Below are 13797 nucleotides of genomic sequence, written 5' to 3' on the forward strand. Positions count from 1 at the left end.
ACCGCGTTGAGCGCATCCTCGTCAGCGTGGATGTCGGTAAAGGCGATGCGCGCGTGGTCATCAGTGGCCACGAAAAGCATCTTCCCGCCCGCTCCGTCGACGCTGTCCTTGCAGTTGCCAGCCACGCGGTGACAGGGCCGCACGATGCGCCCGACGTCTTGGTGTCGATGTGCAGCATGTGCCCGGAACGTCGCGCTTTTAGCGGACCACTGGCTCCACTGGCTGGAGGTCGCTCAGGCGTAAGGCCCGCGCGGGCCAACAGGCTTCCTGCGCCGCACTCACTGCACGCTGCAGCTGCCGAGCCTCCTTGTTTGGGAGTCCGCCAAGCTCGAGGTACCGGCCGTGCGCGAACGAGAAGGACAGCGTCGCCCAAAAGATACCCGGCTGCAAATGGAGGCTTACGATCTCGCCGACGCTGCTGACCCTGTGCTGGCCGCTCATTCCAAATCGAAGGCTTTCTCCATCCAGTTCAATCGTCCACGCTGAAACACTCGTGAACAGTTTGCCGGCTGCAGAGGGCCTCCAAAGGCGGGCCATCAAGCGGCTCCAATAAGGTTCAGGTGGTCAGCGCCGATCGCTTCGTACGATGCGGCCTTGATCCACGCCCTCCCCCCGGAAGACTGGGCGTTCGCATAGCCCCAGGCCGCCACGCGATGCACTGTTTGACCGTCGACTGCCACGCCGGCGGATGCGCCAATCTCTACCAACTGCGACGAGTGCTTCCTCATTCGTTGCAGCCAGCGCTCCAAGTGCGTCTTGCTCGCCAAGGAGTCCGATTTGCTCCGATTGCACTGCGGATGCGCCAACACGAAGTTGTGGGCCAGGTCGCGCGGATAGAGCGCAAACGGAATGAAGTGGTCAACATCGGCGACATCCATGTCCTGCCCACAGTAGAAGCAGCACCTGCCATCCAGTCTCCGTAGTCCCGCGCCGATGATGGCCAGCGATTGCCTCGACATGCCGAACAGAAAATCTTCGAGATCGCCAGCATCCCCCAGGATGCTGTGATTGCGTCGGTTGGACTTGACGTGGTCCATCCAACGTGTGCGCGCCAGCTGCTGGACCAAGGGGTGGAAGCGGCGGAGGCAGAAGCCCACATCGGATTTGAGGTGGATCATGCCGGGCCCTGTTCGCTCGTACAGAAACGGGTCGGTGACGCCACCGAAATTCTGCAGGTACTTCAACGGCTGCGCGGACACCACGCCTGCAACCCTTGTGATAAGGGCCTTGTAGGTCGGCATGGCGCGCGCCTGCGTCAATGTCATCGCTCCAGAGCTCGCCCGAAATGCCGCAATGCTCGACAGTACGGCAGCCTGCACCCCCAAGTTCTGTGCCAGCACTCCCACCTGCCTGTCTGCACCCGTTCCGTAAGGCAACGCATGGCGCCAGTAAAGCTGCACAAAGCGATCAGCAATCTGCTGGATCGAGAGCGGTAGTTTGGCCCCGTCATCGGATCCCAAGTCCACCGCCAAGTCAGAAAGTGCGATCAGCAAGGCGAACTTGTAAGTCGCCGTAAAATCGCCCTCGGCGAACAGGCGCTGCAGCTTGCTCAGGAACGCCAGTTGCATCTCGGCCGAGGGTGCCGGCATAGGGGCCGTCAACTTCGTGAGCTCCTGTTATCCACGGACTCCTCCTCAGACTCCGTGGCCAGCACTGTCGGCGTTTGCAGCTCCTGAATGCTGCGAATCACCTGCGTGCCCAATTGACGCGTGTTGTAGGGATTGCCACGCTCGTTCAGAAGGCTCACGTGCAAGCGCAGTGCCAGCTCGCGAAGCCGCGGCAGGACGGGTGTGATGGCGACATCACCTCGCCGGATCTCGATTGTTCCGCTCTCGAGCTCACGGATGTCGAGTCCTTCAAAGTGAACCCGCGTCATCGGAGGAGAAGTGAGGCGTGGGGCGTCTCTACCGGGCGCCAGCCTGCTCAATGCGATGACCAAACGACCCGTCGACCCCGCGACCATCATCGCCCTCGCATCCGCCACCGGCTTGTCGAGCAGCGTCTCCACCTGCATCTCCATCGTGTTGATCCTGAGCACGACGACCCGGTCGACCAAGTCCAACGTGTTCGCATTGAACGAGACATGCCCGGCCAGGCCGCTTTGCGCGGTTGTCTTGACGGAGATTCGCTCGTTCTTGGCGCTCACCACGTCATACCCGCGCTCGTTCACGCCCGCCGCCATCTGGCCGTTGGTGATCATCGCGACGTAGAGCTCGCCGATGCGCCCGCACAAGTGCCTGAGCTCGGTCTCCTTCACGCCCCACGAGATCTCGCGCTCGAACCAAGCCAGTGCCTCACCCAGGGATTGGATGAGCTGCATTTGGGTGAGCGCCATGGATAACTGTCTCGTTGTCAGGCCGTTGCCTGCAGGAGCTGCAGGTGCAAAGACTATATCGATGGCTCGCGCGCAACCCGAACTCGCAATCCCGTCCTCATCCCTACGCCGTCACCATGAATAGACTCGGTGACCCGCGCCGATGGGCGGATGGCCTAGGGGCCTGGCGGATGAAGCAAAAGCTCAAAACGCCGGAATGCACAAGGTCGGTAGGCTGTTAGCGGGCATGCGGGATAACAAGGATAGGAGGTTTCGACCTTGACATCGCGGTGACGCGGAGACGATGAGCGCCCGCTTACTCCTATAGATAGTTCGGTCTGCACGCTTCGCGGCCATTGTCCCTGGGTCAATATAAGCCGGTAGCATTGATCATCTCCGCTTTCATGCCATCCTAAAGTGACTCCTCCCGACTTCACTACAGCGCCCAACCAAGCCTACGCCGCGGTCGACACGCATCCCCCAGGGCAGGGCTGGTTCGCCTTTGATGTACTGATGCCTCGCGCTCGCAAGGGTGAGGCCAAGCGCTTCGCCATGACGGTATGGAACTTCCACGTCGAGGGCAGGGACAAACTTCTGTCGATCCGCCAGGACACTACGTCCGGAGATCTCTGGTACCGAGTGCCCCGCACTCGAGACGGTGCCGACCCGGGTAAGCGGACGGCACTCTGGAATGGCATGGACCTCGCGCTCCAATTTGACCTCCCTAAGTTAGCCATCCTTAAGGACCGCGCGAGCAAACGGTGCTCACTGGACCATGTCTTCGACATCGTCGATGTCCGCTATGAGAAAGACGGTTCGGCTTTTTGGCTGAAGCTTGGATTGAGGCGAGGGGACATCGGCACTGAGGTGGAGCCGATGGATCTTGCCCACCTCAGCGGATTGCTTGACCGGGATCCGCTGTCCAATCCCACGGGGCCCGGCGAAAGTGTCAGGAGCGACAAGCTTTCCCCCGACCAACTCGAGGCAGCTTGTGAATTGGCGATGCAGGTGCACGAAAACACCATGCCTCGGTCCGACGCCATGGCGAAGTTGTTTGGAGAGCAGGGAATTAAGGAGAGCACCGCGAGCGTTCTGCTGAACAACTACCGGTGCCTTGCGACCGGGTCGGAAATCCGCTCGCCAATGAGCGCCGAAGGGATGGCCATCTTCGCTGATAGCGTGATTGCGATCGAAGGTACGAGCGCGCTGCCTAAGGTCATCAGCGCCATAACTGGTTTTATCCACTACGCAAGGCGCCAATGGAAGTACGAGGCCCATGGCATGCAGGTTCTCTTGCGCCGGCTTCAAGCGGACGAGGAGCTGAGCGCAAAACTGGAGGCGATCGAGACGGCATTCGCAGAGGAGGACGCCGACTTCCGGGACAATGGAACGCCTTCGACCGTGCGACGGGAGGTATGGGCGCGGGGACCGCAGCATGCCGCCTTCAGGCGCCGACTTTTCCGGCGGTGGAAAGACGCGTGCTCCGTCCACGGCAGTGCCTGCAACGGCCAGCTTATCGCCTCGCACATTGTGGCTTGGAGCCTTGACGAGTCTCTACGTGGCGATCCGGACAATGGGTTGCTGCTCTCCGTTCCGCTTGACAGCCTGTTCGATCGGGGCCTGATATCTTTCGATCACGACGGGTTGCTAGTGAGATCGCGCATGCTTGACGCCGGCACCGCCAAGCATTTCGGAGTCGTGAGCGACCTGCGGCTGGAATGGGATCGAATCACCCGCCGCGCCCGAGACAGGATCATGCTGAACCTCAAGAGGCATCGGGAATGTCATTCGGCCGCCCACGGCTACACGGTGTAGGGCCGGGCATTTTGACAAGCCCGGCAGCGACCCGCTGATCCGACGGGCGTGCCACGCGCGAATGTGCAAATGCCCCTCCATGAATTCCCAACGAACTCTTGATTCCCAATGCAGATTCCAGAATTTTTCAGCCCCATATAACCCTCACGAGTTAGCCACCTCAGCCTGACTCTCCGCGCAAGCCCAGCACAGCCCTCATCGGCCGTGCTGGGCTTTTTGCCGTCTGCGATCTCCAGCGGCATCTCCTCGCAACCCATTGACCCTGCGTCCACCCGCCTATGCATGAACACTTCGCAAACTCATCCTTCGACGACTCGATTGAGCCACCGCGCAGCGGCAGCTCGCCGCCCATCTCCGCTTGCCCAGCCTGCAAATCACAGCGGACCATCTGCCGCGACACCGGCAAGAAGGCAGGCGCCGCCATCGGCACCATCGCCGGCGCAGCAGGCGGCATCTCTGCCGCATTGGCCGGTGCCACTACCGGAGCCAGCCTCGGCATCGTCATCGGCGCCGCAGCAACGCCTTCAGTCCCGCCCCTGGGCGCCGTCGCCGGTGCCATCGTCGGTGGCCTGAGCGGCGGCATCGCCGGTTGCGCTGTCGGTGCAGCGCTGGGCGAAGCCGTCGACGAATCCATCTTCCGCAACCGCCGCTGCCTGGACTGCAGTCACACCTTCACAGTGCCTCGCCGCTGATCCGAGCCTGACCCGAATGAAGCCCGCCTCGTGCGGGCTTCGTCGTTACCGGCTTCTGCCTTCTCTTTCCCCTCCTGTTCTTCAACTCTTCATTCAAAGGAATCACCCCATGGCTCATCTCCTGGAACAAATGGCCTACGTCGGCCAGACCCCCTGGCACGATCTGGGCAACCAGTTGCCCCGCAAGCAACCCCTCGAAGTCTGGGCCGCCAAGGCCGGCATGGACTGGACCATCTGTGACACCCCCGTGCGCTACATGGCCGAGCAGGCCGGATCCCTCGGATCCATCATGACCTTTGAAGACCAGAAGGTCCTCTACCGCAGCGACACCAAGGCCCCGCTCTCGGTCGTCAGTGGCCGCTACCAGATCGTGCAGCCCCGAGAAGTGCTCGAGTTCTACCGCGACCTCACCGAAGTCTCCGGCTTCGAACTGGAGACGGCGGGCGTCCTCAAAGCCGGCCGCAAGTTCTGGGCTTTGGCCAAGACCGGCAAGGAAACAGTGCTGAAGGGCAACGACACCGTCAAGGGCTACATCCTCCTGGCCACCTCCTGCGACGGGACGCTCGCCACCACCGCCACCCCGACCACCGTGCGGGTCGTCTGCAACAACACGCTGTCCATCGCCTTGAACGGTGCCTCCAGCGCCGTCAAGGTGCCCCACAGCACCACCTTCGATGCGCAGGCCGTCAAGAAGCAGTTGGGCATTGCCGTCTCCGGCTGGGACTGCTTCATGTATCGCTGCAAGACCCTGGCCGAACGCAAAGTCAAAAGCCACGAGGCCATGAACTTCTTCCTGAAGGTCCTGTGCCAGGCCGACGGCCACGCCGACCAGACGCAGCTGACCAACGAACGGGCGCTGAAGAAAGCTCAGGAGCTCTACGACGGCAAAGGCCGAGGCGCCGAGCTGGGCGCCGCCAAGGGCACAGCCTGGGGCCTCCTGTGCGCGGTCACCGAGTTCGTCGATCACGAACGCCGGGCCCGCAGCCAGGAGTACCGGCTGGACAGCGCCTGGTTCGGTCAGGGTGCCGCCATCAAGCAGCGGGCGCTGGAGGCGGCACTGCAGCTGGTGTCCTGAACGAAACGCGACCGCGTAACAACCACTCCAACGCCACCCTCCACCCACGGCATAAGCCCCGGTCCTCTCTGCAGGAGGCCGGGGCTTTGCTGTTGGTGCGTGGCCTTCATTCATCTCAGTTGAAAGGACTCCACATGTCGGAAGCATTGAAAGCAGGCCGTGCGCCTGCCAAGCCAAGACCGGCCCTCAAGCTGGTCAAGACGACGGACCTGAACCGTGACCAATGGCTCGACGTCCGCAAGCGCGGCATCGGCAGCTCGGACGCAGCCGCAGCCGTCGGCCTCCATCCCTACAAAGCCCCCCTGACCCTCTGGCTAGAGAAAACCGCCCGTGAAGCCGGCCTCCCCAAAATCGACCCCGACGACGAAACCAGCCCGATGTACTGGGGCACCCTGCTCGAACCCATCGTCGCCGCCCACTACACGCGACGGACAGGGCTTCGCGTGCGTCGCATCAACGCCGTGCTGCAGCACCCGCAGGAGCCCTGGATGCTGGCCAATGTCGACCGCGAGGTCATCGGCTCGCCGGACGTTCAGCTTCTCGAGTGCAAGACGGCCGGCTACCACGGTGCCCGGCTCTGGGAGGAGGGTGTGCCCGAGTACGTCCAGCTCCAGGTGCTGCACCAGCTTGCTGTCACCGGCAAGCAGGCGGCAGATGTGGCCGTGCTGATCTGCGGGCAGGAACTGCGCATTCATCGGATCGAACGTGACGACAAACTCATTGCGAATCTGATCGCGTTGGAGCGCCGCTTCTGGCACTGCGTCGAGACCGACACCGCACCGCTGGCCGATGGCTCGGCATCTGCGGCATTGGCCCTCAAAGCGCTGTGGCCGCAGGACAGCGGTGGCGTGCTCGACATGCGAGGCGACCTGGAGATGGCCGCAGCCTTTTCTGACCTGCTGGCGCTGCGCGATGTGCTCGCACGCACGGAAGACCGGGAGGCCCAGGTGCGTCAGCGCATCCAGCAACGCATGGGGGAGGCCTCGGTGCTGCAACTGGACGCCGGTGAGGTGCGCTGGAAGCGCAGCAAGGACGGGCAAGCCGTGGACCTCGACAGCCTCACCGCTGAAGCGCCGGAACTGGTGGCGAAGCACCGCGTCACCCGGGCAGGCTCACGCCGGTTCACGGTGAAGGCGTTCCCGTCGGTGCTGGGCGCGAGCCCGGAAGACCTGGCCGACGAACAGTCCGGGAAGCTGACCGCAGAACCTCGCGGAGGTGCCGCATGAGCGATCTCTTCCCCGGACCCGGCGAACACCTTGCGGCCTTTGCGTGGGTGCTTGCGGCAGGTGTCATGGCCGGCGTGCTCCTGGGCATGGCGGTGGGCCGCTGCTCACGCTTCTCTGACGACTAGGCCGGCCAGCCGCCCCGTTTCCGCCGGGGTTCAACCAGCGGCCCGCCCCATGCGGAAGGAAGGGGCGGGCGCGCCCATCGATCACCGGGCTCGCATGCATTTGCGAGACCGCTGCATCTCAATCATCCATTCACCAAGGAACAAACATGCTCAAAGGACTGGCCCTGACCCCACCGGTGGTCGGGCGCATCGCCATCGGCAAAGTCACCGTCAGGGACGGCAAGCGCCTGCCCGAGAAAGACGACGAATTCACCATCACCACCCAGGTGCAGCTGCGCGACGGCTGGATGCTGCACCCGCTGGACGAGGCCTTGCGCAAGAGCGCAGGGACCGCACCGAAAGACAAAGCCAAAGACCCGAAGGATCCGCCCAAGGAATCCACCGCCAGAGGCAAGCTGCGCGCCATCCCGGTTCGCCTGCTCTTCAACGACCCCGACCTCAACCTGCGTGCGGACTACACCCTGTTCGACCGCGGCACGGGACGGCCACTGTGCGTGGGCAATGGCGAGACCTGCAAGCGCTCGACAACCACGGGATTCCAGACGCTGCCTTGCCCGACACCCGATGGCTGCGATCTCGGCTTCAAGGCGGGCTGCAAGCCCTACGGGCGGCTGAACGTGCGCATTGGCGACGAGGACGAATTGGGCTCGTTCATCTTCCGCACCACTGGCTACAACAGCATCCGCACGCTGTCGGCGCGGCTGCGCTACTTCCAGGCGCTCTCCGGCGACAGCCTGGCGACGCTGCCACTGGAGCTTCGGCTGCGGGGCAAGTCGACCACGCAATCGCATCGGGCGCCGATCTACTACGTGGACCTGACCGTGCGCGCCGGATCGACGCTGGCGAAGACCTTGGGGGAAGCGCGACGGGAGGCGCAGGCACGCGTCGACAGTGGCTTTGACCAGGCGGCGCTTGACGCAGCGGCGAGGGCAGGCTTTGCGGCCGGGGCCTTCGAGGAATCGGCAGAGGAGGGGGTTGCAGTTGTCGAGGAGTTCTATCCGGACGACCTCGATACAGTAGCTACCGTTGCTTCGATGCATAACGCAGGAAAGCCAGGCTTGGCGGAAAAGCTGGATCGGAAGCGGACGCTGGGTGAAGGCGAGGGCCTCGGCGCGGGAGGTAAGTGACATGTGTGGCGTTTGCACGCTGCGGGACACTTGCCTGCGTGCTCTCGACTTCCTGGTCTGTGGCCGGGAGCCCCAAACGTGCCGGCAGAATCAACCTATGCAGGACTTCGAAAAGCTCGCCGACGACCAACTGCTGGTGCTTGCACACGAGTGGCGCAGACGTGCGATGCACGGTGAAAGAGATGCGCGTGGTGTGGCGCACACGCTCGAAGTCGAAATCCGCCGACGGGTCGGTAATCCAGCGAGCTCACAGGCTCCCCTCGACACACGTCCGCTTGAAGACCGGATCCGCAGGCCGTGGTGGCGAATTTGGTGACGAAGTCGGAACGCCCCGATGGACGCGCGAGCGTGCCAGCGATTTGTTGGGTTCGGGCGGCCAGAAGGACTTAGTCATGTTGGAGGCGGCTTGATCATTGTCCAGAGACCTATGGGTTTCTGGATCTCGACACCGTCTTCTTTTTTTGCTCCGCTCTTCATAGAGCGCGCACCAAGCATCACCGCCGAGAAGCGGCTTTATGTCTGCTTAAGACTGTGAGCAGACGGTCGCCCACTCAACGCTGAATAGCCGCTCACGGGAAGAGCGGACAACCGAGGACTGCTGCGGGCCGGCCTCAAAACTCAAGACCTGACACAACCAGCGTGGTCACTTGTGGAGATGGTCGGGTTGGCTATGGTGTCTTTCTCGATGGATGTGGATGTCGCATCATGCGCACGTGGCCGCACGAGCCGTAGCTTTCCATGCCCGCAGGGCCGGAGATGGAGAGACCAGCTGAGTGAAAACACACCTGGCCAGCTTCTCGGACTGGTGCCAGATCCGACGTTTGCATGGCGACGCCACGAGCCCGCGCGCATGGCATGCGGCAAACTTCGAGCATTCCACACTAGCGCCAGAAACATGTCCCTGAAATGTGCCTTAGGCAGTGGAGAGCTCCACGCTACCGACTTCGATGCAGATAGCTGGAACCGGCTTCGAACATCCAACCGCAAGGACCGTCATCTGAAGATGATCTGTTGCGGCACGGGCGTAGCGCTGAGAGAGACCAAACTCGGAACCCGCTATTTCTCGCATACCAGCAAAGGCTTCTGTGAGTCTGCTGCGGAGCGGGCAGAGGTGTTGCATGCGAGGTCCATTATCGCAAGTGCCGTGCGACGAGCGGGTTGGCAAACGGAGATCGAGGTTCCGATCATCTCCAACAAAGATGCACCGTTGTTGGCCGATGTGGTTGCGAGTCGACTCGACGCGCAGCCCCTGGCCTTCAAGGTGCAATGGACTCACCTCGATTTCGATGAAATGGCTAAGCACCAGGCCGCGGCCGAACAGGCAGGCCTGCAGTTGGTCTGGCTCATGCGGCAGCAGAGCATTCCGACTGAGAAGGCTTTGCCGGCGTTCAGGCTCCGCGTTGATCAAGCCCAGTGCACGGTGTCACTTCCGGGCCCGCACTATCACCCTGCGTTCGCAAGTGCCCGCAATAAGGATGATGCCGCGCTCTGGCTTCAGCACATTGAACTGGGCGCATTCGTGATAGGTGTGCATGGTAGGAAGCTCCACTACTCGGCGCAGGTGGGGCAAACGCTGCCGCTGGATGTCTGCGCGGCCTACACCGACTGTTGGCGCTGTGGGAAGACGACCGGCTTGATCATCGACCTCTGTTTCGCTGCGAGCCGCGTGCTGCCCGGCGCATCGGACATCATTGCGAAGATCTACGATTTCGACGACGAAGGCCGAGGCGCCGCACTGCTGGTGTCGACGCTGCCCGCAGACCTACTCGCGCAACACGACATTGGTCAAATTAAGTCGCGCTACAGCGGGACGCGGGGTGAGCGCTATTTGTCCAACGGCTGCGTGCATTGCGACGCCTTGCAGGGGCAGTTCTTCGACCACGAGGTGGCGTATGAAGCAAAACCGGTCACAAGCGTCGACGTCCGCTTCGATGATCGGTGGCTCGTGCATCTGGAAGATCGAGAGGCCATCGAGAAATGGTGGTTCGATGATCGACCCCGCTAGAGTGGCGAGGATCATCGCCAACGAAGGCTAAAGCTTCTTGGCTTCACGCCGGGAGATGTTCGCTTCGTTCTGCACCGCGGTAAATCGCTTCTGACCCTGCGGGGTGTTTCTTTCGATCATCTGCAGCAGCGACTCCTGCTCGGCTGCGGACATTCGGTCAAGCATCGAGCGCTCCTGCGCGCTGAGCAAGTGACCGACCCGCTCGAATCGTTCGCTCATGCTCGAGATCGGCGCGACGGGGTCACCGGACAGTACCGTGTGGACCACCTGACCATCAATCTGGATCTCGGGAACGTCGTCCATTGCGACAAACTGGCCGTCCAGCCAGATGTGCGTGGGTGGGAAAAAGGACACGGCGCGGACAAGCTGGTACGCCGCGGGCACCGAGGAAGGCAGATCTGCGCCCACGTGGCAGAACAGTTTGTAGTTCGACAGATCGTCCAGCGCGATATCGATCAAGTCGTCCTCGGTACGCGCTTCGAAAAGCGTGGTGCCGGTCTCGTCATGGCGGTAATGGATCAGTCGTGGCCACAAGTTGCGCGCCGCCAGATACCAGCCGTCATCGCATTCCGCGAAGGCTTGATTAGGGCTGATGGACTCTGCGTCTTTGGCGTCGATAGCAAAGACGAAGCCCTTGGCGAAAGCTTGCTGCGTCTGCGCCGAAGCCGCTTGACGCTCGGCGGCCTCGTCGAGCACCAAGGCCAGCGTGTCAGGAAGCGGCTGGGTCTCGCGAGCCGCTTTGGTTTGCTCAAGGCAGCGCGTGACGTGCCTCCAGTGTTCGTAGCCCTGGTGCTGTGCAACCGTGTCCAGCGCGGCGGCGAGCGACATTCGAGTGCCGGAGGCTTTGCGAAGCGTCTTGGCCAAGCGATTGAGCTTGTCGACGGCGGTGGCCGTCGTGACGATGAATTTCATGTGCGTTCCTTCATGTTGCCGCGGATCTGCCCGGTGCTCACTGCCGCGCTCCACGAAACATGGGAAGCTCAGTCGAAAGGTATTCACGTCGTCCCAGCGAACCGGGTGTGCCATGGTGAGCAGCGGGCGTCGACGAACGCACACGGCAAGTGTAGCGGCCTACACGGCTCGGTCGCAAGCCGGACGAGGTGCATGGTCGCGCGTCAGATGTCCGCAGACTGGCTCACAATTGAGCCTTATGACGAACATCGCGTGTGTGCCCGAGGCTGAGATCGTGTGCTTGGCGCGCAAGGAAGTTCACGCCGGGATCGATGGTTTGAAGAAGACAAGCGCTCAACATAGGGCGCTGATCGCAGCATTGCGTCGCGAGGTCGAGTCCTCGAAAAAGCAGGTCAAGCTCTTTGAGAGGGACGCCGCGCGAGCACGTACGGTGCCGATGGGCGTGGAGTCCAGCGATCAGGATGGACAACCTGCCCAGCGCTTCAGCGCGACGCGATTGGCCGCGCGCCGCGCCAAGCTAGCTCTCTCGACGGCAGACTATGGAAAACTGGTAGGTGTCAGTGGGCAGACGATCTGCAACTGGATGCAGGGCTCAGCACGTCCGCGGCCCCCTCAACTGCAAGCACCAACTGCTGTTCGCGGCATCTCGCGCAAAAGAAGCCGAAGCACGTCTGCCTGCCAGCCCGTGAATGCTCGAGGGTGAAATTGCCTTGACTGCCGACTCTCGACGACTGGAGCTTCTCAGGTTGGTGAGAGGACTCCAGATGGCGCCAGTGTTCTATGCCGCATGGAATTCGGGCATTGCACCGCGCAGGTTCATCTCTGATGTCACTGGACTGTCCGAAACAAGGTTGGCTAACTCAGGCCAAGCGCTGCGCCCCAAGAGGCTGGCATCGGTTCAACAGCATGCAGATGAGAAGTTGAGAGAACTGCTGAGGTCAAGGGACTACCCGGAGGTAGCCATTAAGGAGCGGCTGAAGGGCCAAGCCCAGGTGAAGGCATCTGGTGGTGGCGTTTGGGCACTGCACTGGTACGGTGAAGAGTTTCCTCATGCACCACAGCTAAGCGGATGCGTAGATGTAGGGCTTCGGCTCGACTCGTTTCTTGCTGCGGCAGAGCAAGCCATTGCGCGAAGTGATCTTGCCGGATTTTGCGAAGCTTGTGCCGTTTTCGTGGAGCGCTGGGCGTTGCCGGCCGATGTAGCCACGAAGTGCTCGGTGGTGCCGCCAGAATCGCTAAGGGACGCGCAGACGTGGAATGACGCGTTGACACTTGCGCAAAACCTTCTCTTGGCTGCCTTCCTTGATCAGTTCGCTCAATTCGACGCAGTGTGGAGCTCTCTGTACGCCCAGGTGCTCCGCCCGCGGTCTCTGGTTGCTTTGATCAGTCCGACGCAGAGGGGTAAAACGGGCTTGAACAGACCTGTTCGCAGACTCCTTGTGCTTTGCTACGCGCTGCATTTCTGGGTACGCCACAAGCGGTGGCCGCACAAGGAGCCGAGCAGGGCCGAGATCGCTGAAAAGCTGCCGAGTTGGTCGCCGCAAGACGTTGCGAATCTGTTCGACGGGTCCAAGCGATTGACATATGCCGGATTCGAGGGCCTCTGGTCAGACATGGCTTGTGGGTTTAAGCACGACCGTGAGGTCAATGGGCCACACGCCCTCGCCCGGATAGCGCTTGCGTGGCAACGCCAGCTTGTGACCGTGGGGTCTGATCAGAAGCTTCGCTCGTTCATCATTCTGGGCGAGGACTATCACGGGCTCTGGGAGTGGAGACGTTCTCAGCTGCCACACGCATCACAGGGGACCATCGAATGGCCCCTGTGGCTTCGCGACTAGCTCTCTCCGTCGTTCAGGCGATCCTCCCAGTCCTCCGGACGCTCGCCCTCACCCCGAGAGTGCCAGTACTCATCATTGTTGGGGTTGAGTTGATTGGCGTGGTTGTCGTTGTCGTGCTGTTCCTGGCTATTGCTGCGTCCCATCACTGACCTCCCTTGGTGCGAGCGCCTTTGGTGAGCTGAGACTGAAGTACTGCAATATGACTGCCCTCCTGCGTGCCGACACCATTCGACTTGACGGCAGCGCGCTGCATGCGGGTCAGGGCGTCCTGGGTCATGAGGACCTTGGACCTTGCGGGTTTTGCTTTTGCTGGTGAGTGCTTCATCTGAGATCCTTGCGGTTGTTGCGACCCCGAGATGGCGCCGCAGAGCAACTTTCGACGCAATGCCTCAATGGATGGATCCAGCTTTCCAAACTTTCATGACATGAAATTCGGGCGCATTGAGCTTTGGGAGTCGTACGCTGGTGGAAGCGATTCACCGCTGCGGTCAGCCTTGGCCTGAGTACCCCTCCGTCGTAGGTGTTGCGCGCCTGCTTCATGCGCGTGAGGCCATGCTCCAAAAGCACCGACCGTCGTCGGCCCGGGTTCTCGGTAGGCCCATCCTCGCCAGCGGCGGTCTAGACTGGAAGCGGCCAATCGCTGACAAACCCTCATTGACTGCCTTTGG

At 61.9% G+C, this 13797-nt stretch carries 15 protein-coding genes; 10 read left to right on the forward strand and 5 right to left on the reverse strand.

From position 1 onward, the window contains the following. Positions 1-198: 198 nt before the first annotated feature. Genes ACSFA0_RS14595 through ACSFA0_RS14605 form a run of 3 tightly spaced genes read right to left on the reverse strand, consistent with a single transcriptional unit; the run spans position 199 to position 2335 of the window. Complete coding sequence (locus ACSFA0_RS14595; protein ID WP_435450994.1) at positions 199-537, reverse strand: hypothetical protein; 339 nt, start codon at positions 535-537, stop codon at positions 199-201. Continuing rightward, positions 537-1568 carry an HNH endonuclease gene (locus ACSFA0_RS14600; RefSeq protein WP_435450995.1) on the reverse strand — a complete coding sequence of 344 codons (1032 nt, stop codon included), beginning with the start codon at positions 1566-1568 and terminating at the stop codon, positions 537-539. The genes ACSFA0_RS14595 and ACSFA0_RS14600 overlap by 1 nt, the downstream gene beginning before the upstream one ends. 29 nt (positions 1569-1597) lie before the next feature. Continuing rightward, positions 1598-2335, reverse strand: coding sequence for a DUF6998 domain-containing protein (locus ACSFA0_RS14605; protein ID WP_435450996.1), 738 nt, complete (start codon positions 2333-2335; stop codon positions 1598-1600). Between the two features lie 675 nt (positions 2336-3010). Between ACSFA0_RS14605 and ACSFA0_RS14610 the strand changes: the two genes are divergently transcribed. The 8 genes from ACSFA0_RS14610 to ACSFA0_RS14645 all read left to right on the forward strand — a co-directional run bounded on the left by ACSFA0_RS14610 (position 3011) and on the right by ACSFA0_RS14645 (position 10379). Then, positions 3011-4129, forward strand: a complete 1119-nt coding sequence (locus tag ACSFA0_RS14610) for an HNH endonuclease (RefSeq protein WP_435450997.1) — start codon at positions 3011-3013, stop codon at positions 4127-4129. A 278-nt stretch (positions 4130-4407) separates the two neighbouring features. Next, positions 4408-4821 carry a hypothetical protein gene (locus ACSFA0_RS14615; RefSeq protein ID WP_435450998.1) on the forward strand — a complete coding sequence of 138 codons (414 nt, stop codon included), beginning with the start codon at positions 4408-4410 and terminating at the stop codon, positions 4819-4821. A gap of 109 nt (positions 4822-4930) precedes the next feature. Further along, a complete protein-coding gene (locus ACSFA0_RS14620; RefSeq protein WP_435450999.1) occupies positions 4931-5896 on the forward strand; it encodes a DUF932 domain-containing protein in 966 nt (321 codons plus the stop codon). A 134-nt stretch (positions 5897-6030) separates the two neighbouring features. Then, positions 6031-7122 carry a YqaJ viral recombinase family nuclease gene (locus tag ACSFA0_RS14625; RefSeq protein WP_435451000.1) on the forward strand — a complete coding sequence of 364 codons (1092 nt, stop codon included), beginning with the start codon at positions 6031-6033 and terminating at the stop codon, positions 7120-7122. Next, the gene (locus ACSFA0_RS14630; protein ID WP_435451001.1) at positions 7119-7247 is read left to right on the forward strand and encodes a hypothetical protein; all 129 of its coding nucleotides are present in this window, start codon (positions 7119-7121) and stop codon (positions 7245-7247) included. The genes ACSFA0_RS14625 and ACSFA0_RS14630 overlap by 4 nt, the downstream gene beginning before the upstream one ends. A 146-nt stretch (positions 7248-7393) precedes the next feature. Continuing rightward, a complete protein-coding gene (locus ACSFA0_RS14635) occupies positions 7394-8374 on the forward strand; it encodes a recombination directionality factor (RefSeq protein WP_435451002.1) in 981 nt (326 codons plus the stop codon). Between the two features lie 97 nt (positions 8375-8471). Further along, positions 8472-8690, forward strand: coding sequence for a hypothetical protein (locus ACSFA0_RS14640; RefSeq protein WP_435451003.1), 219 nt, complete (start codon positions 8472-8474; stop codon positions 8688-8690). Positions 8691-9269: 579 nt separating this feature from the next. Beyond that, entirely contained in the window at positions 9270-10379 is a 1110-nt protein-coding gene (locus ACSFA0_RS14645; protein WP_435451004.1) for a competence protein CoiA family protein, read from the forward strand. 27 nt (positions 10380-10406) lie between these two features. Here ACSFA0_RS14645 and ACSFA0_RS14650 read toward each other — a convergent pair whose 3' ends face one another. After that, positions 10407-11291, reverse strand: a complete 885-nt coding sequence (locus ACSFA0_RS14650) for a hypothetical protein (RefSeq protein WP_435451005.1) — start codon at positions 11289-11291, stop codon at positions 10407-10409. 238 nt (positions 11292-11529) lie between these two features. Here ACSFA0_RS14650 and ACSFA0_RS14655 point away from each other — a divergent pair, with 238 nt between their 5' ends. Next, positions 11530-11994 carry a hypothetical protein gene (locus tag ACSFA0_RS14655; protein ID WP_435451006.1) on the forward strand — a complete coding sequence of 155 codons (465 nt, stop codon included), beginning with the start codon at positions 11530-11532 and terminating at the stop codon, positions 11992-11994. A gap of 61 nt (positions 11995-12055) precedes the next feature. After that, entirely contained in the window at positions 12056-13129 is a 1074-nt protein-coding gene (locus ACSFA0_RS14660; protein ID WP_435451007.1) for a hypothetical protein, read from the forward strand. Between the two features lie 142 nt (positions 13130-13271). On the opposite strand, the gene ACSFA0_RS14665 is transcribed toward ACSFA0_RS14660, so the two are convergent. Further along, on the reverse strand, positions 13272-13454 hold the full coding sequence (locus ACSFA0_RS14665) for a hypothetical protein (RefSeq protein ID WP_435451008.1): 183 nt from the start codon (positions 13452-13454) through the stop codon (positions 13272-13274). Positions 13455-13797 lie beyond the last annotated feature (343 nt).

Source organism: Variovorax restrictus (genome assembly GCF_051216715.1).
Taxonomy (GTDB): Bacteria; Pseudomonadota; Gammaproteobacteria; order Burkholderiales; family Burkholderiaceae_C; genus Variovorax.